This window comes from Nocardia mexicana NBRC 108244, from assembly GCF_001613165.1.
GTDB classification, from domain to species: Bacteria; Actinomycetota; Actinomycetes; order Mycobacteriales; family Mycobacteriaceae; genus Nocardia; species Nocardia mexicana.
The window spans coordinates 61,993-88,159 of the sequence record NZ_BDBV01000067.1 but is presented as its reverse complement, the minus strand read 5'-3'; the positions used below and the strand labels follow the sequence as shown (position 1 = coordinate 88,159).

General features: G+C 67.3%; 23 protein-coding genes and 1 pseudogene. 15 read left to right on the top strand and 9 right to left on the bottom strand.

Annotation, left to right across the window (positions count from 1 at the left end; genetic code table 11):
- Positions 1–56 precede the first annotated feature (56 nt).
- The 4 genes from NM1_RS26255 to NM1_RS26240 all read left to right on the top strand — a co-directional run bounded on the left by NM1_RS26255 (position 57) and on the right by NM1_RS26240 (position 5,594).
- Positions 57–917, top strand: coding sequence for an ABC transporter ATP-binding protein (locus NM1_RS26255; protein WP_068025198.1), 861 nt, complete (start codon positions 57–59; stop codon positions 915–917).
- Positions 914–1,633: a fluoroquinolone export ABC transporter permease subunit gene (locus NM1_RS43135; RefSeq protein WP_068025194.1), complete on the top strand. Its 720-nt coding sequence runs from the start codon at positions 914–916 to the stop codon at positions 1,631–1,633. The genes NM1_RS26255 and NM1_RS43135 overlap by 4 nt, the downstream gene beginning before the upstream one ends.
- Positions 1,633–2,370 carry an Rv2686c family ABC transporter permease subunit gene (locus NM1_RS26245; protein WP_169814327.1) on the top strand — a complete coding sequence of 246 codons (738 nt, stop codon included), beginning with the start codon at positions 1,633–1,635 and terminating at the stop codon, positions 2,368–2,370. The genes NM1_RS43135 and NM1_RS26245 overlap by 1 nt, the downstream gene beginning before the upstream one ends.
- 257 nt (positions 2,371–2,627) lie before the next feature.
- A complete protein-coding gene (locus NM1_RS26240; protein WP_084520063.1) occupies positions 2,628–5,594 on the top strand; it encodes an ATP-binding protein in 2,967 nt (988 codons plus the stop codon).
- 12 nt (positions 5,595–5,606) lie between these two features.
- Here NM1_RS26240 and NM1_RS44180 read toward each other — a convergent pair whose 3' ends face one another.
- From NM1_RS44180 to NM1_RS26225, 3 genes are all read right to left on the bottom strand, one after another.
- Positions 5,607–6,239 (bottom strand): YHS domain protein, encoded by a 633-nt coding sequence (locus tag NM1_RS44180; protein ID WP_068025184.1) that lies wholly within the window; start codon positions 6,237–6,239, stop codon positions 5,607–5,609.
- Between the two features lie 190 nt (positions 6,240–6,429).
- Positions 6,430–6,660, bottom strand: a complete 231-nt coding sequence (locus NM1_RS26230) for a hypothetical protein (protein ID WP_068025181.1) — start codon at positions 6,658–6,660, stop codon at positions 6,430–6,432.
- Positions 6,661–6,796: 136 nt separating this feature from the next.
- Positions 6,797–8,260, bottom strand: coding sequence for a SulP family inorganic anion transporter (locus NM1_RS26225; protein ID WP_068025178.1), 1,464 nt, complete (start codon positions 8,258–8,260; stop codon positions 6,797–6,799).
- Between the two features lie 192 nt (positions 8,261–8,452).
- Between NM1_RS26225 and NM1_RS26220 the strand changes: the two genes are divergently transcribed.
- Positions 8,453–8,887, top strand: a complete 435-nt coding sequence (locus NM1_RS26220; RefSeq protein ID WP_068025175.1) for an SAM-dependent methyltransferase — start codon at positions 8,453–8,455, stop codon at positions 8,885–8,887.
- Between the two features lie 21 nt (positions 8,888–8,908).
- Here the strand turns inward: NM1_RS26220 and NM1_RS26215 are convergent, their stop codons facing one another.
- Both NM1_RS26215 and NM1_RS26210 read right to left on the bottom strand, forming a co-directional pair.
- A complete protein-coding gene (locus tag NM1_RS26215; RefSeq protein ID WP_246011649.1) occupies positions 8,909–9,865 on the bottom strand; it encodes an alpha/beta hydrolase family protein in 957 nt (318 codons plus the stop codon).
- Positions 9,866–9,942: 77 nt separating this feature from the next.
- Complete coding sequence (locus tag NM1_RS26210; protein WP_114699813.1) at positions 9,943–12,057, bottom strand: acyltransferase family protein; 2,115 nt, start codon at positions 12,055–12,057, stop codon at positions 9,943–9,945.
- A 502-nt stretch (positions 12,058–12,559) separates the two neighbouring features.
- Here NM1_RS26210 and NM1_RS26205 point away from each other — a divergent pair.
- Positions 12,560–13,522: a calcium/sodium antiporter gene (locus NM1_RS26205; protein ID WP_068025168.1), complete on the top strand. Its 963-nt coding sequence runs from the start codon at positions 12,560–12,562 to the stop codon at positions 13,520–13,522.
- A gap of 41 nt (positions 13,523–13,563) precedes the next feature.
- Here the strand turns inward: NM1_RS26205 and NM1_RS26200 are convergent, their stop codons facing one another.
- Positions 13,564–14,454 (bottom strand): sigma-70 family RNA polymerase sigma factor, encoded by an 891-nt coding sequence (locus NM1_RS26200; protein WP_068025165.1) that lies wholly within the window; start codon positions 14,452–14,454, stop codon positions 13,564–13,566.
- A 76-nt stretch (positions 14,455–14,530) separates the two neighbouring features.
- Between NM1_RS26200 and NM1_RS26195 the strand changes: the two genes are divergently transcribed.
- From NM1_RS26195 to NM1_RS26160, 9 genes and pseudogenes are all read left to right on the top strand, one after another.
- Positions 14,531–14,911, top strand: a complete 381-nt coding sequence (locus NM1_RS26195; RefSeq protein WP_068025161.1) for a DoxX family protein — start codon at positions 14,531–14,533, stop codon at positions 14,909–14,911.
- A 329-nt stretch (positions 14,912–15,240) separates the two neighbouring features.
- Positions 15,241–15,684, top strand: coding sequence for a CBS domain-containing protein (locus tag NM1_RS26190; protein ID WP_068025158.1), 444 nt, complete (start codon positions 15,241–15,243; stop codon positions 15,682–15,684).
- Between the two features lie 31 nt (positions 15,685–15,715).
- Positions 15,716–17,002: an ArsB/NhaD family transporter gene (locus tag NM1_RS26185; protein WP_068025330.1), complete on the top strand. Its 1,287-nt coding sequence runs from the start codon at positions 15,716–15,718 to the stop codon at positions 17,000–17,002.
- A gap of 5 nt (positions 17,003–17,007) precedes the next feature.
- Positions 17,008–18,390: a TrkH family potassium uptake protein gene (locus NM1_RS26180; RefSeq protein WP_246011650.1), complete on the top strand. Its 1,383-nt coding sequence runs from the start codon at positions 17,008–17,010 to the stop codon at positions 18,388–18,390.
- Positions 18,383–19,069 (top strand): potassium channel family protein, encoded by a 687-nt coding sequence (locus NM1_RS26175; protein WP_068025156.1) that lies wholly within the window; start codon positions 18,383–18,385, stop codon positions 19,067–19,069. The genes NM1_RS26180 and NM1_RS26175 overlap by 8 nt, the downstream gene beginning before the upstream one ends.
- Before the next feature lie 425 nt (positions 19,070–19,494).
- Positions 19,495–21,057 (top strand): Na+/H+ antiporter NhaC family protein, encoded by a 1,563-nt coding sequence (locus NM1_RS26170; RefSeq protein WP_211339548.1) that lies wholly within the window; start codon positions 19,495–19,497, stop codon positions 21,055–21,057.
- Positions 21,058–21,181: 124 nt separating this feature from the next.
- A pseudogene (locus tag NM1_RS44525) lies at positions 21,182–21,409 on the top strand (helix-turn-helix domain-containing protein); the annotation flags it as partial.
- 98 nt (positions 21,410–21,507) lie between these two features.
- Positions 21,508–21,858, top strand: coding sequence for a hypothetical protein (locus NM1_RS44170; protein ID WP_246011660.1), 351 nt, complete (start codon positions 21,508–21,510; stop codon positions 21,856–21,858).
- Between the two features lie 235 nt (positions 21,859–22,093).
- On the top strand, positions 22,094–22,465 hold the full coding sequence (locus NM1_RS26160; protein WP_068025150.1) for a glyoxalase superfamily protein: 372 nt from the start codon (positions 22,094–22,096) through the stop codon (positions 22,463–22,465).
- Positions 22,466–22,887: 422 nt separating this feature from the next.
- Here the strand turns inward: NM1_RS26160 and NM1_RS26155 are convergent, their stop codons facing one another.
- The 3 genes from NM1_RS26155 to NM1_RS26145 form a co-directional block, all read right to left on the bottom strand.
- Positions 22,888–23,442: a DUF8020 domain-containing protein gene (locus NM1_RS26155; protein ID WP_068025147.1), complete on the bottom strand. Its 555-nt coding sequence runs from the start codon at positions 23,440–23,442 to the stop codon at positions 22,888–22,890.
- Between the two features lie 98 nt (positions 23,443–23,540).
- Positions 23,541–24,182, bottom strand: a complete 642-nt coding sequence (locus NM1_RS26150; RefSeq protein ID WP_068025144.1) for a condensation domain-containing protein — start codon at positions 24,180–24,182, stop codon at positions 23,541–23,543.
- Between the two features lie 210 nt (positions 24,183–24,392).
- Complete coding sequence (locus NM1_RS26145; protein ID WP_246011651.1) at positions 24,393–25,964, bottom strand: hypothetical protein; 1,572 nt, start codon at positions 25,962–25,964, stop codon at positions 24,393–24,395.
- Positions 25,965–26,167 lie beyond the last annotated feature (203 nt).

Below are 26,167 nucleotides of genomic sequence, written 5' to 3'. Positions count from 1 at the left end.
TCGTCCGCCGCGGCGGACGAGGCAACAGCGGCAAATGAATACGGAAGTGATGCACGATGACGGTCATCGATGTGGACGAGCTGACGTTCACCTATCCGAGGTCGGCCGAGCCCGCAGTGCGCGGCATGAGCTTCTCGGTAGCCGCGGGGGAGGTGTTCGGTTTCCTCGGCCCGAGCGGGGCGGGCAAGTCGACCACGCAGAAGATCCTCACCGGACTGCTCACCGGGCACGGCGGCACGATCTCGGTGTGGGGCAAGGACCCACAGCGTTGGGGCACAGAGTATTTCAACCGGATCGGTGTCTCGTTCGAGCTGCCCAATCACTATCAGAAGCTGACCGCTCGGGAGAACCTGGAGTTCTTCGCGTCGCTGTACGGACGGCCGACCGACGATCCCACGGCGTTGCTCGACCTGGTCGGCCTCGCCGACGCCGCGGACACCCGGGTCGGCAAGTTCTCCAAGGGCATGCAGATGCGGCTCGTGTTCGTCCGTGCCCTGCTGCATCGGCCCGAGCTGTTGTTCCTGGACGAACCCACCTCCGGCATGGACCCGGTCAACGCCCGGCGAGTCAAGGACACTATCCGCGAGATCCGGGCCGAAGGCCGCACGGTATTTCTGACTACGCACGACATGGCCACGGCGGAGGAACTGTGCGACCGGGTGGCGTTCGTGGTCGACGGCCGCATCGCCGCGTTGGATACTCCGGCCGAGCACAAGATCAGCCGCAGCCGCCGGACGGTCCGCGCCACCTACCGCATCGGTAACGAACTGCGGCACAAGGATTTTCCACTCGACGGGCTGGCCGACGACCCTACCTTCCGGGCGCTGGCACACGACCACCACATCGAGGCGCTGCACAGTCAGGAAGCGAGCCTGGAGGACGTGTTCATCGACATCACCGGAAGGGCGCTGGCATGATCGGCACGACACCCGCGCTGGCTGCGGCGATCCGGATGGATTTCCGGTTGCAGCGCCGCTACGGGTTCTACTACGCCACCGGGTTCGTCATCGTGCTCTGGGCCGGTGTGCTCGCGGTGGTGCCGGACAGCCTGCTGGGCACCGCGATGCCGTATGTCCTGATGGCAGATCTGGAGTTCTTCCTGTTCTTCATCGCCGGGGCGGTGTTCTTCGAAAAGGGCGAGGGCACGCTGTTCGCCCTGCTGAGCACGCCGCTGCGATTCGGCGAGTACCTGACCGCCAAGCTGGTGTCGATGTGCACACTCGCGCTCGCGACCTGCGTCGTGGTATCCCTCGTCGACTACGGCCCGCGATTCGATCCCTTCGCCCTGATCGGCGGCGCGCTGTCGATGGCACTGCTGATGATCCTGGCCGGATTCGTCACCGCACCACTGTTCCCCTCGATCAGCGAATGGATCATGCCCTCCACCCTGATTCTCACCCTCGCGGCCGTGCCGCTGTTCGACTACTCCGGGGTCATCCAGCATCCGGCGTTCTACCTGATCCCGACCGAGGGCTCGATCCTGCTGCTCGGCGCCGCGTTCGACCAGGTCTCGCTGTCCGGGGCCCAAATCGCTTACGCCCTCGGCTATCCCACTGCCTGCATCGCCGGACTGTGCTGGGTCGCTCGGCGGGTGTTCTACGCCTATGTCGTCAACGGAGAAGGAGGCCGATGATGGGTGCACTGACGGCCTTCGCCCGCAACGATCTCCGGTTCCTCCGCCGGGACTCACTGATGATCGGTGTGCTCCTGGGCCCGTTCGTGTACGCGGCGTTCATCTGGTTCCTGCCACGGATCACCGAATTCGTCTCCCGCGAATGGGATTTCGACCTCGGTCCCTACCACTCGCTCCTCATCAGCGCATTCTGTGTCCTCGGACCGCCGATGCTCATCGGTGCCATCACCGCCATGCAACTGCTCGACGACCGCGACCAGCACACGCTGTCGGCACTGCGGGTCACCCCGATGCCACCGGCGGCGTACCCGGCCTACCGGATGCTGGTGGCGTTCGCCGTGTGCACGATCACCACCGCGGCATCCCTCGCGGTCACCTTCGCGCTGCCCCTGGAGGTATGGTTGCGCAGCCTGCCGGTCGCGGTGCTGTCCGGCCTGCTGGCTCCGGTGATCGGCCTGCCGATGTCGGTTCTCGGCCGCAACAAGATCGAAGGACTCGCCGTCATGCGCGTGATCGGACTGGTCGTGTTCACCGTGCCCCTGGCGCCGTTCTTCTTCCTCGACAACCCCTGGCAACTCGCCTTCGGCGTCCTGCCGCCCTACTGGCCGGTCCGAGTGTTCTGGTCGGCCATGGACGGCGGCCCCTACTGGCCCTACATCCTCGGCGGCATCGCCGTTCTCCTGATGACCAATACCGCTCTACTGCAATGGTTCCGGGCTCGTATGAAGACCGCATGAGCGGGCGCAGACCGACAATGCGAATCGGTGAAAGTCGCGACGGGAGAACCGCGCACGGGAGTGTCAGAAGCGGTAGCGGACTATCCAGACGCCGCGGCGGGGTGGGTGCGCACGAACTCGGCGGCGGCGCGGTCGAGCATGCTCGTGCGGATGGCGATCGCGGCCGGAACACCGGTGGACAGCTTGACCGAGTCGGTGTCGTAGTCGAGCCGGTCGATGAGTTCGGCGGCCCGAGGGCGACCCTGGAGAATCGTGGTGTGCGCATCGAGGTTCTGGGTCCGCTGCGGGTTGTGGTCGACGATCGAAACGTGGGTGTGGGCGGGGTACGGTCGCGGGCACTGCTGATACGGCTGGCGCTGGTGGCGGGCCGTGTGGTCTCGGCACGGACGCTGGTGGAATCGGTGTGGCCGGAAGATATTCCGAATCATCCGGATGCCGCTCTGCATTCGCTGGTGGCGCGGTTGCGGCGGGCGCTGCCGGAATCGGCGATGCTGCTTGCCGGGACGGCGGGATACCGGCTGGACGTTTCGGCCGGCGCGGTCGACGCGCTACGTTTCGAACGGCTGGCCGAGGAAGGCCGTCGGGCCCTGGGAGCCGGGCGTCATGGCGCAGCCCAGGAGCTGCTTACCGAGGCGCTGGGGTTGTGGCGCGGTGAGCCGCTGGTCGATGTCGCGCATCTGCCGTTCGCGTCTGCGGTGGCCGCGCGGCTGGACGAACTGCGGCTCGCTGCCATCGAAGACCGGATCGAGGCTGTGCTGAGCGGATCTTCCCCGGAGCGAGTTCTGCTGCCGGTCGAGCTGAATCAGCTGATCGCCGCCAACCCGCTACGGGAGCGGTTGCGCAGGTTGTACATCCGTGCGCTGATCGCCGACGGCAGGCAGGCGGAGGCGCTGTCCGCGTACGAGGACTACCGCGCCGCGCTCGCGGCGCACTTGGGTACCGATCCTGGGCCGGAGCTGCGCGAGCTACATATTCGAATGCTGCGCGGAGACGTGGAGTGGTCGCGTGGGCGCGGGAACCTGCGCGCGCCGTTGACGAGTTTCGTCGGCCGCGAGGCCGATCGGCGTCAGGTCGGCCGGCGGTTGCTGGACTATCGGCTGGTGACCTTGGTCGGGCCCGGCGGGGTCGGTAAGACCCGCCTCGCCACCGCGACCGGCGCCGGGATGGATATCCCGGTTTGGCTGGTGGAGCTCGCGCCGGTGACGCGTCCCGAGGAAGTGCTCCGTGCGGTGGTGGCCGCTCTCGGCTTGCGTGATTCGGCCGATCCGATGGCTCGTCTGGTCGAGACGCTCGTGAACCGTGAGACGGTGGTGATCCTCGATGGTTGCGAGCATGTGGTCGAGGCGGCAGCGGAGCTGGCGGCGGAGTTACTCGGCCGTTGCCCCCGGCTCCGAATACTGGCCACCAGCCGCGAATCGCTCGGCATCACCGGCGAGGTGCTGTTCCCGGTAGCGCCGCTCGATGTGGGCTCCGCGGCGCAGCTGTTCACCGATCGGGCGCGAGGCGTGCGAACCGACTTTGTGCCGAACGACGAGGTCGCTCGGATCTGTCGCCGATTGGACTGCTTGCCGCTGGCCATCGAGCTGGCCGCCGTTCGTCTGCGCTCGATGTCGATCGAAACGCTCGCTGCCCGGCTCGACGACCGATTCCTGCTCCTGACCGGCGGCAGCCGCGCCGCGCCGCCCCGGCACCAGACGTTGCGGGCCGTCGTGGAGTGGAGCTGGGACCTGCTCAAAGACACCGAACGCGCCGCGGCGGACCAGGCAGCCGCCTTCCCCGGGAGCTTCTCCGGTGAGGCCGCCGAATACGTCGGCCTCACCGCAGACACCCTGCATGCTCTCGTCGACAAATCGCTGCTGGAGTACACGGATGGCCGATACCGGATGCTCGACACCGTCCGTGAGTTCGGTGTCGGGCGGCTGGCCGCGGCCGGCCGCCTGGTCGCCGCGCGCGCCGCCCACGTCGCCTACTTCCTCGAGCTGGCCGAACAGGCGGAACCGCACCTTCGCGGCTCTGCACAGCTCTCGTGGCTCGCCCGGCTTGCTGTGGAACGGGACAACATGAACGCCGCGCTCGCGTTCGCCGTCGACGGCGAAGATACCGATACAGCCGTCAGGTTGGGCGCCGCACTCGCTCAGTTCTGGACAGTCCACGGCGATCACGCGGAAGCCACAGAGAAACTGCGCGAGGTCCTCTCGCTGCCCGGTCCGGTCCCAGCCGAGGCGCGGTTGCGTGCGACCGCCGCCTACCTGCTCAACGCGACCTTCGCGGGCAGTCTCGGTGCCGCCGCGGCCACCGTGCAACGCCCCGGCTTAGCGCACGAACCGAACGCTGCGTTCATCTGCGGTTTGCTTGCCCTCGCCACCGGCGAAACCGACGACGGATTAGCAACGTTGGAGCCACATCTGAAACACCCCGATCCGTGGACGCGAGGAATGCTGTGGTTCACACGCTCGCTGTTGCATGGTGCAGCGGGCCGGGGCGACAAAGGCCGACTGGATATCACCAGAGCGGCCGAAGGGTTTCGCGGCTGTGGTGAGCGATGGGCGTTGTCGCTGTCGCTGATGTCGCTGGCAAGTGCGTTGATCACCGCCGGTGACACCGCCGAGGCCTTGACAATGCTGGACGAGGCGGCGCAGCTGTCGTGCGAGCTCGGCACCCACGACGGGCAGCGGGCCTGGCTTGCCATGGTCCGCATCGACGCCGGCGACGTCGATACCGCGCGTGCACACTTGACGGAGGTTCTCACCGGCGGCGCCGCTCCGCACGAGATCGCCCTCGCCCGGATCTCCCTCGCCGACCTGGCTCGCCACGACGGTGACCTCGACGAAGCACAGCGACATCTCGCCTATGCCGCGGATGCCGCCGACCCACCCGAACGTGCCCTGTACGCGGCCGGTGCGGGACACCTCGCGGCGGCTACCGGCGATCTCACCGCCGCCGCGCGCTACCTGAGCGAAGCACGAGACCTCGCCATCGGCCTGCCCGATATGCCGATGCTGGCCCATGTGGCAGTCGGAATGGCCGACCTGGCCTACCGGCACGGGGAGCCCGGTCGGGCAGCGGAGATCCTCGGCGTAGCCCACGCGTTGCGAGGCGGCCCCAACTCGGCCAACCCCGACGTCGCGCGGATGGCGGATGCCCTGCGCGAATGCCGAGACGATTACGAGCGCGGATGTGGGCTCGACCCCACGAGCGCACTGGCCAAGATCCAGGCATACTGACCGCGCTCGCTGTTATGCCCGCGCAGCCTTCTCTCGTTTCGCCACGAACTCGGCGCGGCAGCCGCGGCAACAGAAGGCATACAACTCGCCATCGATCTCGATGGTGACGGCGCTGTCGTCCAACGGCACGAGCACGCCGCACATCGGGTCCTTCAACGCCTTTCCCGCCGCAGCGTCGTCGCGGTAAGGATCGCTCAACATCTCGACGAGGTCTTCCGACCTCACCATCTTTCCGAGCATTCCGATGCTTCCCTCCGAGACTCCGACGACGTGTACCTGCACCGTCGGACGGCGGTAGGGCAACTCCTGGTCGTCGAACTCGTCGGAGACGATGCGTGTCGCGTACGAGATCAACGTCTCGCTCATATCCTTGCGCCACGGTCCCGGAACATGAATCCGGACCAGGCAGTGCGGGGGATCCTGCTCGGTCAGGGCAGACTCCCCAGCGACCCAGATCTGCGGCTCGTGCACCACTACCTGGAACATCGACGCGAACACGGCCGCCGAACGAGGCGCCATCTCGTCTCCGCCGCTCTCGGGTTCCCCAGCCCCCAACTCGTGGATCGTCCCGAGACGCTGGGCAACTCTGCGTCGCTGTGCCGGATCGAGCGCACCTTCGGACAAGAACAATTCGATGAACATCATCGCCGATCACCTCCCCGCGCAGCATCCCGAAAAGGTCTGTCAGATCGCTGTCGAAATACTGTCACCGGTCGATGTCCGCATCGAGACTTCGATAACGCCGGACCGCCGTACCCGGCCTCGCTATGGAAACGACTGCGGGACAATGGGCTACTGCGTCTCGGCGCCCGGGTCGTCGGACTCGGCTGATGCCTCATAGCAGGAGCGCTGCGAGCAGGACGGCGCCGAAGGCGACGGCCAGCCACCAGATCGTGGTTCCGGTCGACCACGATTCTGCGAATCGCCCGTCCGGGCGTAGCGGGCGTGCGGCGGCGGTGAGCAGTGTGGCGATTCGTTGCCGGGGTATGGCGGTCTGAGCGGTGGTGAGGTGGGGCGAGCCGCGATCGAGGATCGGATACTCGTCGGCAAGGTCCCGGGCATACATTGTGGCGAGCCTCGCTGATACGCCGACGAAATCGTCGGCCGCGGGATTGCTGAAAAGCTATCGTAATCGAAATGGCGCCCGAATGATCCGGTTTTCCGTTTCGCTGGCCGATGGCTGCGAGGGCATACGCACCGGCCTACCCGGATTCCGCTGCGGCGTTCAGCCTGCCGTGCTGTTCGTCGGTGGCGAGGGTGGTCAGCCGGTGTTCGACGTGAGACGGCATGTTTTTGAGGCGCAGGGAGATTCCGAGTTTCTCGGAATGGTCGATGAATGTCAGCAGTGCCTTCGCGCCGGAGGTATCCATGTAGTTCACGTTTTCGAGGCTTACCGCGACATTCGATTCGGCCTTGCGCAGAGAGGTGACGACGTGGTCGGCGGACAGGAACGACAGGGGGCCGTGGATGCGGTAGGTCTGGGTGGTGGCGTCCTCGACGATCGATGCCTTGCGCTGCCGGGATTGGATGCCGTGCACGATAAGCGAGAGCACCACACCGCACAGCACGGCGATGGTCAGGTCGAAGACCACGGTGACGACCATTGTCACGATCATGACGGCGACGTCGCCCTTCGGCGCGATGTGTGCCTTCCTGATGGCGTCCCAGTCGAACATGCCGACCGCGGTGACGATGAGGATGCCCGACAGCACCGCGAGCGGAATGTATTGCACGGCACCGCCGAGCCCGGCGACGAGTGCGAGCAGGATGACGCTGTGGGTGGCCGCCGACAGCGCGGTGCGGCCGCCGCCGCGGATGTTCACCACGGAGCGGACCGTGGCGCCGGCGCTGGCCAGGCCGCCGAACAGCCCGCTGGCGATGTTGCCGAGGCCCTGGCCGATGAGTTCCTTGTTGCTCTGGTGGCGGGTGCCGGTGATGTTGTCCATCACCACCGAGGTCAGCAGCGAGTCGATGGATCCCAGGAGAGCGATGCTGAGCGCGGGCAGCAGCAGCGACAGGATCAACGATCCGCTGAGATCCGGAATGCTCACGGAGGGAAGGGATTCCGGGATCCTGCCGATGTATTCGATGCCGGAGTTGAGTGGCAGCGGACCGATGCGCAGGTCCCGCAGTGCCGACGACAGCAGCGGCAGTACCGCGGTGACGGCCACCAGGGCGATCAGGCTCGCGGGAATCGCCTTGATCATCCGCGCCGACAGCAGCATCAGCGCGATCGTCACCGCGACCACGAGCAGGCTGTGCTGCACCTGGTCGAGCTCACCGATGATGATGATCAGCGCGATGCCGCCCATGAAACCCGACACGACCGGGTGCGGGATGTAGCGGATGAACGAGCCGATGCGGCATACACCGAAAAGGATCTGAAAGGCTCCCGCGAGGGCGAAGGCGATGAAGGCGCCCTCGAGGCCGTGGGCGGCGATCACCCCGGTGGAGACGACGGTGATGGGGCCGGTCGGACCGGTCACCTGGCCGGGCGTGCCGCCGAAGATCGCGGCGAAGAATCCGGCGAAGATCGCGCCGTAGAGGCCGACCAGAGCGCCCTCGGCGGTGCCGGTCGCGGTGATGCCGAAGGCGATCGCCAAGGGAAGGGCGACGATCGCGACGGTTAAGCCGGACAAGGATTCTCGTGCGATTTTCTGTAACACCGGCCAAGCACCTCGTCCCGCGACAAACTCGGCCCGACTCCTGGTGGTGCCGAGCTGCCGACCAGACTTCCCGGCGCTCCTGAGTCGTAAAGATGCCGTAAAGATCCCGTCAACGCAACCCCAACCAATGTTCGGCTGGACCCTCGCTCGAGCGGACGGGCACAATGTCCGTGCAGGTCGAGGAGGGTTCGAATGGCGTCCGGTTTGTCCGCACGATTACGGGAAATTGTCGAGGCCATCCCGTTGCGGCCGGGGATGCGGGTGCTGGAGATCGGGTGCGGTCCGGGTGCGGCGGCGCGGGCGATCGCTGCGCGGATCGGCGACGGACACGTGCTGGGCATCGACCGCTCGGCGGTGGCGATCAGGCAGGCGCTCACGGCTTCATGGGCGGAGGTGGAGTCCGGACGGTTGAGTTTTCGGCAGGCCGCGGTCGAGGATTTCACGCTCGAATCCGGTGAGCAGCCATACGATCTCGCGCTCGCGGTGCGGGTCGGCGTCCTCGACGGACGTCATCCGCAAGCCGAACTCCGTGCCCACCACCACCTCGCGGCCGCGTTGGCCCCGGGAGCGAAGCTGTACCTGGACGGCGGCACACCGCTGCGCGAAATACGTTTGCGTACAGAATGATTGCGACGGGCTGAATGCGACTCAGCGCAGGGCCGCGGTGACGTGATTGAGGATGGTGGTCCGGGCGGCGGTCCACGCCGCGGAATCGGCGTCGACGAATTCCGCGTGCCCGGTGCCGGGCAGGATCCGCAGGTCGGCGGCGAGCCCGGCGCGTCCGGCCGCGGCTATGTAGCGGCGGCTCTGCTCGAGGGCGACGATGCGGTCGCCGTCGCCGTGCACGGCGGTGATGTGGACGCCGGTGGGCAGGTGGGCGATGGGGGATGCCATGCGGTAGCGGTCGGGGACTTCGTCGGGGCCGCCGCCGAGGAGTCTGCGGACGTAGGCGTCGCGGCCGTCGGTGACGGCGAACCGCATGTCCAGCACCGCGGCCAGCAGGGTGGCGCTGCGGATGCGCACCACCGGTGCGGATGGGGCGCGTCGCGCCGGCGCGCTGTGCCGGGCCGCGGCCCATGCCGCGAGCTGGCCGCCGGAGGAATGCCCGGCCAGGTGGACCTGTCCCAGATCCAGCCTGTTGCCGCTGCGCTGCTGGACGATGCCGGCCAGGGCGGTGACGGCGTCGTCGACGTCGGTGAGGGTGGTCGGCCAGCCACCCTCGCCGTTGACCCGGCGGTATTCGATATTCCACACGGCCACACCGTGTTCGGCCAGTTGTCGCGAGTGTCGTGCGAATCCGGCGAGGCTGCGGTGTTGCGACCACCCGCCGCCGTGGATGAGCACCACGACCGGGTGCGGCCCGGTTCCGTTGGGCAGGTAGAGATCTCCGAAGGTGTCCGCGGCGTCGCCGTAGCGGATCCGCGACGGTGTGTCGGGAGCGGCGGGGACGGTCTCGGCTGTGATCGCGACGGGGGAGGCGGGTTCGACGGAGGCGTAGGAGACCGCGCCGACGACGAATGCGAGGACTGCCGCCGACGCGAGGGTGCGTGCGCGGCCGCGCCTGTGCACGCGGTCGCCGGGGCGACGGTGCTGCCGGGGAGCCACGATTCGACAACTTACCGGCATCGTATGGCGCTCACCAAGATTGGCGGCCGGTGTGACTGGATCGCCACCTGCCCGGACTACCACCAGTTCAGCAGCGGGCCCAGTTCGCGGCCGAGCGGCCCGGCCAGTGATCGGGAGTAGCTGGCGGTGAAGTGGTGCTCGTCGTGGTAGATGAGAATGTTGCCTGCGGCCACCGGGCAGATCGCCGGTTCGCAGACGGCGTCGGAGAGGTCGACGGGGAAGACGTTCGGGAACCGTGAAGCGGGTTCGATCTCGGGGTTGATCGGGTCCAGCGCGTCGTCGCGGCGCATGCCGCAGCCGATCCGATCGCCGCCTCCGGCAAGACAATCCGGTGCGCTGTAGCGGACGCTGTCGCGCCGCAGCCACGGTGTGTCGCGGACAGCGACGACATTGAGGCCGCGGTCGGCGAGTGCGGACCACACGTCGATGTAGTCGGCCGGGATCTCGTCGCCGACATCGTCGCGTGGCCGGGTGCCGGTGGTGAAGATCCAGTCCGGACGGTCGAGGCCGAGGCGGTCGATCACCTCGCGGGACCAGTCGCGGCAGTCGGGAATGGGCTCGCCCTTGTAGGTCACCTCGTCGGAAAGGGTCAGCGGGCAGCCCATTTTCAGGTAGACCTGAATACGGAACCGGTATTCGTCGGCCAGCACCTGCAGGGCGGGCAGCCAATGCTCGGCGTGCGAGTTGCCGACCAGGGCAAGGGTTCGCGGGCCCACGGGATCGCCGTAGATGCAGGTGATCACGTCGCGGGTGTCCCAGTCGGCGATGCAGCCGTCGACGGTCGGGGGCGGGACGTCGGCGGCCGCCTCGAACACCGTCGGCCGCATCCGCACATCGGGAGACGGTGCGCCCGAGGCGAGCGCTTCGGCGCCCGGATACAGCCTCTCGTTCAGCGCGTCGACCGATCGCGGTGGATTGACGTGCGCGACGGCGACCTGCCACGCACCGCTGACACCGACCACGGCGGCAATGGTGACGACCACGGTGACTCCCATCGCGCGCCGGTACCTGGCCGACGCAACCCCGGTGGCCGAGGACGGGTCCACGTCGGTGCGGCGCATGCGCAGGGGTTGTTCGATCCACCGGTGCGTCGCCCACGCCAGCGGCACCGACACGGCGATGACCGCGACACCGCCGATCAGGTCGGCGTGCGAGCGTCCGGTTTCGACGAGATAGAAGATCAGGATCGGCCAGTGCCACAGATACAGCGGATAGGCGAGGTCGCCGAGCCATCGCGCGAACCGCGTCGACAGCATCCGGTTCGGCCACGGCCGCGCCGCCGCGGGCAGATTGGCACCGGCCACGATCACCGCCACCGCCGCACCGACCGGCAGCAATGCGGCAGGCCCCGGGAATCGGTTGGCGCCGTTGACGATCAACCACCCGCACGCGATCACGCCGACCGCGCCGAGCACCGCCAGCGGCACCCGCAGCATCCGCGGCGGTGCGAGATAAGGCACCGCGAGGGCGAGTCCGGCACCGGCCAGCAATTCCCAACCGCGGGCCAGGCTGTCGTAATAGTTCCACCCCTGCTGGGTCGCGGCGCCCTCCGCCGCGTACGCGAACGACCAAATCGCCATCACGGTCGCGACGATGCCCAGCACCGGGCGCAGAGCCGGAATACGGTGCCGCGCACGGCATATCCACGCCAGTGTCGCGACGACGAGGAGGGCTGCGACATAGAACTGACCCTGCACCGACATCGACCACAGGTGCTGCAGCGGGCTCACCGACGGATCGGCGGCGAGGTAGTCCGACCAGGTGAGCGCCAGCTCCCAGTTCTGGTAGTACAACAGCGACGCCAGTGTCTGCGCCGCGACGTCGGACCACTGGGTATAGGGGCGCAGGGCCACCGTCGCGGCCACCACGGCCGCGAGCACGACGACCATCGCCGGAAGCAACCTTCTTCCGGTGCGGCGCACCGTGAACCACACTCCGACCGACCCGGAGGCCTCGGTACGGCGCAGTAACAGACCCGTGAAGAAGAACCCGGACAGCACCAGGAACACGTCGACGCCGCCGGAGACCCGGCCGAGCCAGATATGGAAGACCACGACCAGCGCGATCGCCACCCCGCGCAGGCCGTCCAGATCCGAACGGTAAGCGGTGTCGGGGCGTGAATCAGCCGAAAACGTTGCGGGTGTTGACGTGTCGTTGGCCGAATCGGCCACACGCGGCTCTGCTCGCTTCACCGGATGGCGCGGCGGGCCGGTGCGGTGACCACATGCACCGGGTGAACGAGGCGCCGTGCGAGATGGACGAGAAGAAGCCGAGACACGACATTCCTCTTACCACGGGGCTGGAATACGCGTCCACTTTCCGCGATGTGCACCGGGGCAACGGTCGACGCGGGTCAGCGTAGGCGCCCGGTCGCCAGGACTGCCGGCCTGTCGCGCGGCATCCATTCGACGTCGACATGAGACAGAGTGGCCGAGAACTGTTCGGCCAGCAGTGCGGCGGCGCGACCGGACAGGCGAACTGAGCCGACAGCCGATCGGTCAGCATCGTGGGACGAGATGACGGCGGGGTGACTGGCGGACATAACCCTCGGCACGGCCGCAGACGGACCAGAGGTATTGCCACACAAGGGGATTACGGGTGTCAACAAAGCGTTAAACTGCACGGGCGGCGGGGTCACCGGGGCGTTGCCGGTCGAATCGGGGGAGACGCGCTCTGTTTGTCCAGCTGCTCGGACTGCTCGTCGGTGTGATCGTTCTGCCCTATGCCGCGGATCAGCTGGTACTGGGCTCGGCTCATGTGGCGCGGCGGCTGCGCATCGCGCCGGTGGTGGTCGGTGTCATCGTGATCGGTTTGGGCACCTCGGCCCCGGAGTTCCTGGTATCCGGGACCGCCGCCGCCCACGGGGACACCGGGATCGCGCTGGGCAACCTGATCGGGTCGAACATCCTCAACATCACACTGGTGCTCGGTGTCGCCGCGGCGATTCGAGTGGTGGTGGTGTCGGCGACGGTGGTCGACCGCGAGATCGTGCTGTCATTGGTGAGCGTGGCCGCCTTCGCGGTGCTGGCGGCGATCGGGTTGACCTGGTGGGGCGGGCTCGTGCTGAGTATCGCGGCGGTGGTGGCACTGGTGCTGCTTGTCCGCTGGGCTCGGACCGATCATGCGAACCAGTCGGTCGCCGAGCAAGCCGCCGAGTTCAGCGCCGAGCCGGATGCCTCCCGCCGGCCCTCGATGCGGGGCGAGGTCGTGCGGGCGCTGCTCGGCTTGGCGGGAGTGCTGCTCGGTGCGCAGCTGCTGGTCACCAACGCGGCGGGCATGGCGGCGAGATTCGGTGTGCCCGAGATCGTCATCGGATTCACGCTGGTGGCGCTGGGCACGTCGTTGCCGGAGCTGATGACGACGGTGCAGGCGCAGCGGCGCGGCGAGACCGATCTGCTGGTGGGAAACCTGTTCGGCAGCAACCTGTTCAACAGCTTGATCGGCGGCGGTGTCGTCGGCGTGCTGAGTGGTACGGCGTCTCCGGTGCGTCCGCACGCGGGCGTGCTGATCGCGATGGTCGCGGTCTCCGTGTTGGCGTGGCTGCTGTTGCGCCGCAACTTCCGCATCACTCGGATCGGGTCGGTGATCCTGCTCGGCTGCTATGTACTGACCGTTCCTGTCCTATTGGGCACTTGAGCCGAGCCGCCGTCGGAGCGATCGGCGACTTCGGCAGCTGACTACTCCCGGGCAGGTTCGACCTCGGGCAAGGGCACCGTGAGTTCCATTCTCGACAGTCGGTCGTCGTCCGCGACCGCGTTGATCTCGGCGATGCGTTCGCCCGCGAATCGGAAGGTCATCACCAGCCGCAGTCTGCCGCCCGGGGCCAGCACCATGCCCGGCTCGCCGTCGAGCATGATCGCGCGGGCGGGCCGCGCCCCGCCACAGAATGCCTCGGCCAGGACCCGGCCGCCGTCGAAGTCGGTCCCCGCGCCCAGCAGGCGCGCGGCCTCGTCCGGGCGGTAGGTCGCGTCCGGGTCGAGCATCGCCAGCAGCGCCTCGAACTCCCCGTGTTGCGCGGCCCTCAGGAATGCCTCCACGGCGCGGTATCGCCGCATCCGGTCGTCGCTGCCCCGTGTGGAGTCGCCTCGCACTCGCCGCCGCGCCCGGCTGGCGATCCGCTGCGTCGTCTCGGGGCTGCGGTCGACGATCGGGGCGATATCGGCGAACGGTACGGCGAACAGGTCGTGCAGGACGAAGGCGATGCGTTCGGTCGGCGCGAGTCTGTCCAAGACCACCAGCAGGGCGAGGCCGACCGAGTCGGCCAGCAGGGCCTCCTCCTCGGGATCGGTCCGAGGCCGCGTCTCGGGACCGGCGGCGTGTTCGTCGAGGGCGTCCTCGCGGCGTGATTCGCGGGATCTGAGCATGTCCAGGCACACCCGGCTCGCCACGGTGGTCAGCCAGCCGCCCAGGTTCGCCACGCCGCCGGTATCGGCCCCCGCAGTCTTGAGCCAGGTCGTCTGGACGGCGTCGTCGGCCTCGCTGAGCGATCCCAGCATCCGGTAGGCGACGGCCCGCAGATGGCTCCGATGCTCCTCGAAACGCTTCGCGAGCAGATCGTTTCCGTTCATGTGTCTGGTTTCCTCGCCGTCACCCGTCAGAGAAGCAGCAAGCCGTTCCGACGCGAATAGGTGGAGGTAGTCAATCATGAACGTCGCGCTGTGGATCGTCGCCGGAGTGCTCGCGGCCGTCCTTCTGGTCAGCAGTGCCAAGCTGGTGATCCCCAAGGAGAAGATCCTGGCCGCCGGCGGCTACGCCGCGTGGGCCGAGGATTTCGGCCCGGCCGCCCTGAAAGCTCTCGGGGCCGTGGAACTCCTGGGCGCGGTGGGGCTCGTCTTGCCCGCCGTGCTCGATATCGCGCCGATCCTGGTGCCGGTGGCGGCAACCGGTACGGCCCTGCTGTTCGCCGGGGCGATAACCGTTCGGATCCGGCGCGGACTGTGGGGGACGGCCGCCGCCGAGATCCTCTATCTGGCCGCGGCCGTCTTCGTGGCCTGGGGCCGGTTCGGCCTCGAGCCCTTCGCCTGACGCACGCGGGATTGCATTCGAGGCCAGTCGATTCCGGCTGGCTTCGTCACGCGCCACGGCGGCCGGTGTTCGTGGACGATCCTCGTCGCGCATCGCGGCAGCGCTTCGCTGCGGCGTTTTAGCGGGTTGGTAACAGCTTGTCGATTTGATCGAGCGCTTTCCTTACGGCATCTTTACGGGCGGTGCGCCGGGAAGTCTGGTCGGCAACGGTGACTCGAAACCTCGGGTCGCCGCGGTTCGACCCGAGGAGTTCACGGTGACACCACGATGCACAGATCCTCCGGGCCCGCCGGGAGCGGCACCGCGCCGAGGAGTCGTATCCTGCAAGGATGCACGCCGCACAGATGGCCGAGGAATACCCGGTGGTCAGCATGGACACCGACGCGTTGGAGGCGGCACGGCTGCTGGCCGAGCATCAGCTCCCGGGAATCGTGGTGACGGACGCGGACGGCAGCGCCGCGGCCGTGCTGCCCGCGTCACAGGTGGTGCGGTTCCTCGTCCCGAAATACGTGCAGGACGACCCGTCGCTGGCCGGCGTGCTGACCGAGTCGATGTGCGACCGGTCCGTAGAGAAGTTGCGCGGCAAGAAGGTTCGCGATGTGATCCCCGAACGGCTCAGCCAGGTTCCGGCCGCCAAGGCCGACGACACCATCGTCGAGGTCGCCGCCATGATGGCGCGGCTGCGGTGCCCGCTCATCGCGGTCACCGACGGCGACAAGCTCCTCGGCATCATCACGGCCTCACGATTGCTCGCAGCGGCACTGAACGCCTGAACCGCGCCGCCGGTGCGCGGGGGTGGAGCCGGTGACGGCCGTCGCGGTAGTGGTGTTCGCCGCCGCCTATGTCCTGATCGCCACCGAACGGATCCACAAGACCGTCGCCGCGCTGGGCGGCGCGGCGATCGTGCTGGCGCTGGGCGTGGTCGGCTCCGACGACGCGTTCTACTCCCACGACACCGGTATCGACTGGGATGTCATCTTCCTGCTGCTCGGGATGATGGTCATCGTCGGGGTGCTGCGCCAGACCGGTGTGTTCGAGTACACCGCGATCTGGGCGGCGAAGCGCGCCAAAGGATCCGCGCTGCGGATCATGATCCTGCTGACGCTCATCACCGCCATCGCCTCGGCCTTCCTGGACAACGTGACCACCGTGCTGTTGATCGCACCGGTGACACTCCTGGTCTGCGAACGCCTCGAGATCAACCCGACGCCGTACCTGATCGCGGAGGTGCTGGCGTCGAATATCGGTGGCGCCGCCACCCTGATCGGCGACCCGCCCAACATCATCATCGGCAGCCGAGCCGGGCTGGCGTTCAACGACTTCCTCATCCACATGACGCCGATCGTGATCATCGAACTGGCGGTGTTCACGCTGATCCTGCCGCGATTGTTTCGCGGGTCCTTCGACGTCGACCCCGACCGGGTGGCCGACGTGATGTCGCTCGACGAACGCGAAGCCATCCGTGACCCCCGCCTGCTCATCAAATGCGGGGCGGTGCTGGCGGCGGTGTTCACCGGGTTCATCGGGCATTCGGTGTTCCATGTCGAGCCGTCGGTGGTGGCGCTGCTCGGCGCCGGCGTGCTGGTGCTGATTTCCGGTCTGCCGCAACGCGATTACCTGTCCGCGGTGGAGTGGGAGACGCTGCTGTTCTTCGCCGGGCTGTTCGTGATGATCGGCGCCCTGGTCAAGACCGGTGTGATCGAGAATCTCGCCGAGCTGGCCACCGACGCCACCGGTGGGGATGCGCTGGTCGCGACCATGCTGATCCTCGTCGTCTCGGCTTTGCTGTCCGGGGTGATCGACAACATCCCGTACGTGGCGACGATGAGCCCGCTGGTCGCCGACCTGATCGGCAGCATGGATCCCGCCCAGTCCGGGGCGCTGTGGTGGTCGCTGGCCATGGGCGCCGACTTCGGCGGCAACCTGACCGCGGTGGGGGCCAGTGCGAACGTGGTCATGCTGGGCATCGCCAAACGCGCCGACAACCCGATCTCGTTCTGGGAGTTCACCAGAAAGGGCATCGTCGTCACCGCGATCACCATCGCGATCGCCGCGCCGTACCTGTGGCTGCGCTACTTCGTCCTAGGCTGACGCAGGTGATCGTGCGACGTCCCGCGCCGGTGCTGGGCCGTCTCGGCCCGTTCGGGCACCCGGCCCGGCTGACCGTGCTGGGGTTCTTGGCCGTGGATCTGCTCGGAGCGCTGCTGCTGATGCTGCCGATCTCGTCGGAGACCGCGGGCTGGACCGATCCGGTCACCGCGATATTCACCGCCACCTCGGCGGTGTGCGTGACCGGTCTCGTCGTCGTCGATACCTCCACCTATTGGACCGGGTTCGGGGAGGCGGTGGTGCTCGGGCTGATTCAGGTCGGCGGCTTCGGCATCATGACCGCCGCCTCGCTGCTCGGGCTGCTCGTCGCTCGGCGCATGGGCCTGCGTATGCAACTCGTGGCCCAGGCCGAAACCAAGACGCTGCGACTCGGGGAGACCCGACGGGTCGTGATCGGCGTTGTCGCGATGAGCCTGGGGATCGAGCTGGCGACCGCGGTGGTGCTGACCGCTCGACGCCTGGCCACGACGACGGAATCCTTCGGCTCGGCGCTGTACTATGGTGTGTTCCACGCGATTTCGGCGTACAACAACGCGGGGTTCGCGCTGCACGAAGACAGTCTGGTCCGGCATGCCACGGACCCGTGGATCATCGTGCCGATCACCCTCGCCTTCATCCTCGGCGGCCTCGGCTTCCCGGTCGTTTTCGAGGTCTATCGCGCGATCCGGAACCGAATCGGCGGCTCCCGGGTTCCGGGCTGGTCGTTGCACACCAAGATCACGGTGCTCAGCTATTTCGGGTTGGCGGTGGTCGGGGTGGTCGTGGTGACCGCGCTGGAATGGACCAATCCGGGCACCCTGGGGCCACTGTCGTACCCGGGTCGCCTGCTCGCCGGTGCCTTCCATGGCGTCAGCCCGCGCACCGCCGGATTCAACTCGGTCGATGTGGGGGCCTTGCAGCCGACTACCTTGCTGGTCAACGACGTGCTGATGTTCATAGGCGGTGGCAGCGCGGGCACCGCGGGCGGGATCAAGGTGACCACCTTCGCGCTGCTGGCGTTCGTCGTGCTCGCCGAGGTCCGCGGGCAGCCCACCGTCCACGTCATGGGCCGTCGCCTCGCCGCCTCGGTGCAGCGGCAGGCCGTCACCGTGGCCCTGCTGGGTGTCGGCATGATCATGCTCGCCACCATGGTCCTGTTGTGGCTGTCGGCATTGCCGTTGGACGCGGTCCTGTTCGAGGTGGTCTCGGCATTCGGCACCGTGGGACTGTCCACCGGCATCACCGCCGACCTCCCGACCGCCGGACAGCTGTTGGTGGCGGCCATGATGTTCCTCGGCCGCGTCGGACCGATCACCCTGGCCTCGGCGCTGGCCCTGCGCGAGCACGAACGCCGCTACGAACTACCCGAGGAGCGACCCATCGTTGGCTAAGTCACCGTTCGCCAAACACCCCAAGCACCCGACCACCCGCGTCGCCGTCCTCGGTCTCGGCCGCTTCGGCAGCTCTCTGGCGCGGGAACTGGTCGTGCACGGCTCCGAGGTGCTGGCTGTCGACTCCAATCCCCGTCTGGTGCAACAGTTCGCCGACGAATTGACCCATGTCGCCGTCGCCGACACCACCGACGCCGACGCACTCGAGCAACTAGGCGTCGCCGATTTCCCGCACGCCGTCGTCGCCATCGGCTCCGACCTCGAGGCCAGCATCCTCACCACGTCGACCCTGGCCGACTTCGACATCCCGCGCATCTGGGCCAAGGCCACCAGCCGCCAGCACGGACAGATCCTCGAACGCGTCGGCGCCCACCGCGTCGTGCTCCCCGAGTTCGACATGGGGGAGCGGATCGCGCACCTGGTCACCGGTCGCATGCTCGACTACATCGAATTCGACGACAACTACGCCATGATCCGCACCACCGCACCCCGCGCGGTCGTCGGCATGACCCTCACCGACAGCGGACTACGCCAGCAATTCGATATCACAGTCGTCGCCATCAAACGCCGCGGCGGCGAATTCACCTACACCACACCGGAAACCGTCGTCTCGGACGGGGACCAACTCATCGTCTCCGGCGCCATCGCCGACGTCGAGGCCTTCGCCGACCTGATATAGACCACGTTCGCGTCGTCCGCGTGGTGGCGTGGTAGCGCTGACCATTCCGGAACCTGCGGCGCACAGACTTCCCGCAGTTGGGAAGGTGCGCTCTGATGCCTACGTCACATCTAGTATCGTACCGTTAAATAACGGCTCATTAAATAACGGGAGGATTGCTCGGCGGGCGATCGGCCCCGGGCTTCGTAGCAGCGAACCTGGATGCCCTTGTGGCACAACGTGATCGATATGAGCCAGCCGAGTTGAAGGAAGTGGCCTGCGGTCGGCGGTTCCCGCGCGGGACGGTGCTCGATCGACAGCAAATACGTATAAGTAACGCGCGCGGTCCGCTCTTCGCGGGTACATGCGCGCACCGAAAGGTCGCAATGTCCGCGAACATCGCAGGTCCAGAGTCCGAGATCCAGGCTCCCGGTGGAGATCTCAGCGTGGCTACGGCCGGGGAGGGTGCCGCGGTCGTCCCCGTGCGCCCGAGGAAGATCTGGGAAAGCTCACGACTGCGCCCGTCACGCGCACTCCTCGGGGTGGTGGCGTTGGCGGTCGGTCTGGTCGCGCTCGGATTCCTTTCTCCCGGAAGGGTTCCGGGCGAGGGCGATCATGTGGGGCTGTTCAGTCTGCTGCCCGCGGTGATCACGCTGCTGGTCGTCTTCGTCACCAAGAACGTGGTGGCCGCGCTGTTCCTGGGCGTCATCACGGGCGGCGTCGTCAGTGCGCAGTACAACGTCGTCGACGGGTTCATGCTTCCGGCGCTGGGCACCGCCTCGTTCGCGACGATCCTGCTGGTCTACCTGTGGGCGCTGGGCGGCATGATCGGCCTGTGGACACGCACCGGCGGTGCCCAGGCTTTCGCGGAGATGGCGGGCCGCACGCTGGTTCGCGGACCCAACAGTGCCCGGATCTTCGGGTGGCTGGTGGGAGTTCTGTTCCACCAGGGCGGCACGATCTCGACGATCCTCGCCGGCACCACCGTGCGCCCGCTCACCGACAAGCACAAGGTGTCGAAGGAGGAGCTGACCTATATCGTCGACTCCACCGCGTCGCCGGTCGCGACGATCCTCCCGTTCAACGCCTGGCCGCTGTATGTGGCGGGACTGGTGGTGGGGACCACGCCGCTGTTCGCCACGGAGGACGACGGCGTCGCGTTCTTCATCAGCTCGATCCCGTTCAACTTCTACGCGATCTTCGCGCTCCTGGCGACGCTGCTGTTCGCCTGGGGAAAGCTGCCCTGGGTCGGCGGCGCCATGAAACAGGCGATCCATCGCGCACGCACCACGGGACAGCTGAACGCGCCGACCGCGAAGCCGATCACGTCCGAGGAGCTGGTCACCATGAAGCTGCCGAAGGACTACTCGCCCAGCGTTGCCGATTTCGCCGTCCCCATGGGCGTACTTCTCGTCATCGTGATCGGCTCCTACATCGTGACCGGTGAGGTTCTCATCGCGCAGGCATTCGGCTTGGCCGTGGTGGTCGCGATCGTGCTGGCGCTGATCAAGGGGCTTCCGCTCGGTGAGGCGATCGACGGCTTCGTCGACGGCTGCAAGGGCGTGACCGTGGGTGCGCTGATCCTGGCTCTGGCGGTGACGCTCGGCTATGTGTCCAAGCAGCTCGGCACGGCGAAGTACATCGTCGAAACCACCTCGGATTGGGTCGTGGACCCGTTGTTGCCGGCCATCCTCATGGCCATCTGCATGGGTGTGGCGTTCTCCATCGGATCGTCCTGGGGCACCTTCGCGGTCGTCTTCCCACTCGCGATGCCACTCGCCTACGCCATCGATCCCAACCCGCTGTATCTGCACCTGTGCTTCGGGGCCGTCGTCGGTGGCGCGGTATTCGGCGACCAGGTCTCCCCGATCTCCGATACGACCATCCTGTCCGCCCTCGCCTGCGGCGGCGACGTGATGGACCACGTGAAAACCCAGATGCCACTTGCCATGGCCGCAGCGGGCCTCGGCGCCGTGACCTCCACCGCCCTGGCCTTCGCCATTCTGTGATCGCCCCGCCCCTGACGAATCGGCCGAAGTCGGAGGTCGCTAGCCAGACCCGACACCGCCGAACGAGTCGCCGACTCGCCGAGGGCATGGCGCTGCCGGGGCACGACCGTTGCGATGTGTCCCGATGCGAGCTCACAACTGTCGGTACTGTGGGGTGTCCGAGGAGGTGGTCCGGGCGGTGGATGGGGCGATCGTGGCGGCCAGGCGGGAGCGTCGGCGGGTAGTCATGGCTGCTGCGGCGGGGTTGTTCGCTGCGTGCGGTTATCGGGCGGCGAGCATGGAGGAGATCGCCTGCCGGGCGGGGATCAGCAAACCTGTGCTGTACAAGTCGTTTCCGAGCAAGCTGAATCTGTATCTGGCGGTGCTGCACGAGGCGGTGCAGTTGCTGGGGGAGACGCTCACCGCTGGACTCGCCGCTGCCGGGAGTGTGGGTCGGTCGTGGAGGCGACGGTGTCAGCAGTGTTCGAATTCGCCGATACCCATCCGCGCAGTGCCGCCCTGTTGGCCGGTGCATCGGTGGTCGACGAGCCGTCGGCGCAACGGATGGCGCGGCAGGCCGCGACGATCTGTACCGACGCGCTGTCGCGGGCACTGGCGCCGTATCCGGTGGCCGGTGCCCAGCACGGCTGGCTGGTCACGGCGGAGGTGGTTGCGATCGCGCAGGCGTGTGCGCGGGACTGGGCGCTCACCGGCAAGCCGCTGCCGAAGTCCGAAGCCATCGCCACGACCACCGGTTTGTGCTGGACCGGACTCGCCGGTATCCGGCGAGTTCCGAAACGGCCGGTCCCCGCCGACGATTGACGGCCGACGGTTGGCGGCGACTGTGCCGGTTCACCCAGTTGGCGAGGTCGGAAAGTAGGTGAAATATGGGGCAAGTGGGCGTTGGCGCCCTGCTGCACCGACGATGTGGGCGTGCCACTCCGGCGTGTTCCACTCTCACCACCGCACAGCAATTTTGGAGAAGCGCTCTGATCGACGGCGCCGTTAGCGTGGAATCGCTTCGGCACCCAGCCGACATCTCTTCGAAAGGAGCCTCGTGCAGATCGCTATCGTGTCTGTCCCAGTCCGTGACCAGGATAAGGCGACAGCCTTCTACTCCGACAAGCTCGGCTTCACAGTCGTGTCGGACGATCCTATGGGGCCCGACTCCCGATGGGTCATGCTGGCCCCGCCCGAGGGAGGTGCGGCGATCACACTTGTCACCTGGTTTCCGACCATGCCGCCCGGTTCGTTGAAAGGGCTCGTCTACGCCGTTGCCGACCTTGACCGGATACGCACGGAACTGATCGGGAAGGGCGTCGCCGTAGGCGAAGTCGAGGACACGCCCTGGGGCGTACGGCTGGCTCAGTTCGATGACATCGACGGCAACGGCATCGTCCTACAGGAAACGGTCCCCGCGCCGAAATAACCCGCCCGGCGAGGACTGCGGCGTCGGCCGGGCCACAAGGGGGCGGCACTCGCCATGGTTCCTGCCCCAGCGGCGTCACGGCAGTGTGTAGCCCGGCAGTGGCGGTGCGATTACTTCCGCGGCAAACGAATGGTGGGGCATCCTGGGAATCGCCCTGATCCACCGTTCGGCATGTCTTCCGGTGAGCGCGTCCGGTCCCGCCTGAATCGGAGCGGTACTCCTGGCCGGAACTGCGGGGGCGTCGGCAGATGTCGGTGCTCCGTCCGGGCACGGCGTCGGAGGGATGGCGGGCCGGTGCGTGCGGGTGGTCGGCGGCTTCTGCGAGCGTCAGGGCAGGGCTGACGTAGGCCTGGCTCTGGTAGATTCCTCGACCCACTCGTCTCGGGGTCGGTTACGAAACGTTGCGCGCGACTATGGCCGGGTCAGGGCGTGGAGTAGCCGATGAGGGCGCCGAGGCCTGCGCCGACGGGGATGGTGACGAGGGCGCCGACGCCGCCCAGGAAGAATCCGATGACCGCGCCTATTCCGGCGCCGATGAGTGCGCCGACGCCCGCGTTGTACTGCTTGCGGGCGAGGGTGTCGGAGGCTTCGTCGATCGCTTGCGCGGTCTGCGGGTTGGTGGATTGTGGTGTGAGGGTGAGGGTTCGGCCGTTGTTGCCGATTTCCGGTGTGAGAGTGACGGTTCCGGCGGTGGTTTGCAGTCCGAGCGGGATGATGGCCACAGTGCTTCCGACGGTATCGGTGAGAGCGATCGACCGGGCATCCGCGGCTACCGTGAATTGCCCGGCCTCTACCGTGGTGCTGACGCCATGGCCATTCGTGGTCGGTGTGGTGGTGTAGGTGATGCCGTGATCGGTTGCGTGCATTCCGGTTTCGCCGGGGGCGCCGGTGGTGGGCTGGGCGTGGACGACCCCGGCGGTGATGCCGGTGGCGCCTATCGCGAGCAGGGCAGTGGCGGCGAACTTGCTGGCTCTCATCGATTCTCGCATTCGTCGTCTGCTATGTGGCGTCACGTTCCCTGAAATGTTGTGCAGGGGAACGTGTCTCGTTCGATCACCTGGCGAGTGACCGAGTCCTATCCTACTGTCCGGTAGCAATTCGTGTGTCGCCGAACTACTTCCGCGGTCGGGGTTCCTGGCCGGGTCGATCCGTACGTGTGCGTTTCGTAGAGTGCTTGCAGGTCGGTCGCTGTGGTCGCGGTATCGGAGTGCAGCCGGTCGACGGCTACATACGTGGTGAACGAGTGCTCATGCTCGATGACACCGAATCCGAAGCAGTCCCAGTGCAGCGCGTCCGGGACGTCGGCCCGCACGGCCGCGCTGATTGCGCGCCCGTCGGCAAGGTCGCCGCGAGCGGTGGCGACCAGTTCGACTTCTTCGGGTGCGAGCAGGTGGCGCAGCACGCGACCGTCGGGCTCGACGCTGAACCAGGTCCGGAAGCTGTCGTGGCGGCGGACGAGTTCGGTGATCGCCCGGGTCATCGCCGCGATATCGGGCCGCCCGGCAATGCCGAAGTCGGTGATGCGGAGCCGAACGTGCGGGCAGTTGGTGCCCGCGAGACGGTGTGTTGCGCGTAGGTATCGCTGTTGCCATCCTCGTACCGGTGTGGTGCAGGCGGGCGTCTGCAGCATCGCCGAGCGTGCCGACGACAGCACGGTCCAGGTGGTGAGTTGCCCGGATCGGGGTCGCCACCCGTCGAACCATCCGAGATCAACCACGGCGTCCTCGCATTATCCATCGGAAACACTCCGGGAGCGTGTCCGATTCGGTCATTGACCCATCTGCGTCATCGACGCTACGTCGGCATCCGATCTGCGATGCGTCGGCGCGGCCAGATCTGTGAATCGCACCAAGAAACCTGTCTCGGGCTGGCCGGAACTCCAATCGGTGCGTGCGCCTTGATTGCGGTTGGTGGGTGGCATGCGGTTTCAGTGAGGGTCGGTGGTGTCGAGGGCGAAGCGGGCGAGGTTGGTGGAGACGATCTCGGGTTGCCGGTTGCTCTGGGTGGTGGCGGCGGTGAGGACGTCGAGGTGGTGGTATCCGGGGGCGATGACGGTGGTGCCGCGACCGGGGTGGCCGCTGGCGAGGGCGATTCCGGAGCCGCCGACGAGGTTGAGGGTGGGCTTGGCGTCGAGCATGGCCGGGTGGGTGGTGTGCCGGGCGATGTCGGGCGCCTGCAGTTGGTAGGTGTCGGCGGCGAGTTTGGTGGGGAAGTACCACTCGGTGAAGTCGAGGGGCTGTGCGGCCAGGCTGCGCGACAGGTCCTGTAGATCGGTGACTTCCTGCTGCGGGTCGGTGAACGGGACTCCTCGGCTGTCGACCGGAATGGGTATGTCGGCGAGTTGGTCGTAGTTGCGCCAGGTGTAGAGCGGGCCGTCGGGTGTGGCGGGGATCGCCTTGGGGTCGGGGCCGAGCATGGCGCCGGTCAGTCGGTGTAGCGCGGGGGTGGTGGCGATGTCGCCGGGGACGGGGAAGTTCTTGTCGGTGACCGGTCCGCCGTCGAAGAATCCGAATCCGGTCTGCAGGAAGGCCAGGGGCTGGGAGTTGGCGTCGAGGAAGGCGCCCAGAACGGCGGCGTTGGTGACCCGGAAGTCACGAACGGACGGGGAGCCGGTCGCGGCCGTCGCCGCGTCGCGTGACATCAGCACGCGGTAGGTGGCGTCTTGGTTGAGGCTGTCGGGAATGTAGTGGGCCAGATCGGATTCGGCGTCCGGGGCGAGGTAGGCGGCCAGCCCCGCGATGCCGAGGAGATTCATCGTCTCCGGGTTGACGACCGCGGGCAGTGCCAGCACGCGGGGAATCGTGCCGTTGTCGAGTCCGGCCTGGACGGTGTCGTAGCTGCGGCCGCCGAGGGACATGTCGATGGTGTCGGGGATGCCGTTGAGTGCCGTCAATGAGGTGTCGATCGCGGAGTCCAGGGCGAAGTAGCCCGCGCACTGATCGCCTCCGGCGGCGCCGTCGAAGTCCCAGGTGGCGAACACGCCGGTGACGATGCCGCCGAGTGAATGTCCGCCGCACAGCACCTTCTGCTTGCGCAGCGCGGGATCCGGCAGCTCGGCGGTGAGCAGGTCGTACTGGTCACGCACGGTCTGTTCGATGCCGATGTGCGCCAGCCAGGCCGAGCGGTCGTCGAGTGGGTAACCGTCGAATCGGCGGCCGTCGATGTCGGCGCCGCGGTAGTAGTAGTCGACGGCGACGTGAGTGTCGCCGGTGGCGAGAGCGGCCTGGGTTCCGGTGTGATCCTCGAGGCAGTTGGATCGGCGGTCCAGCGCCCAGAATTCGATGTGGCGGCCCTGTTCAGCGGCCGCGGCGACGGTGTTGCGGGCGACGTTGTCGAAGGCTCCGGCGCCTTCGAAGATGCCGGGTTGGGCGACCAGGACGGCATCGGCGTCGGCGGAGTCGCGCGGACCGTCGCCGGCGCGGTAACGCAGGTAGGACAGCCGGTCGCAGGCGCCGGGATGTTGTCCCACCGATTCCGGCAGTGGAATGTGGACTGACACAACAGATTCCGCGACGGATGCGACCTCGGATGTGGAAGTGACCGGCGTTTCCGTCCGCTCGGTGCCCATCGGCGCCGCGGCTGCGGGCGTCACCGTCGCGGCGGATAGTAGAGCGGTCAAAACTATTGGGCGCCACCAGGACTGATGTCTCACGCAGTGATCGAGCGCTGTGTACTTTGTCACCGTCGGACTTCTCCTTCGCC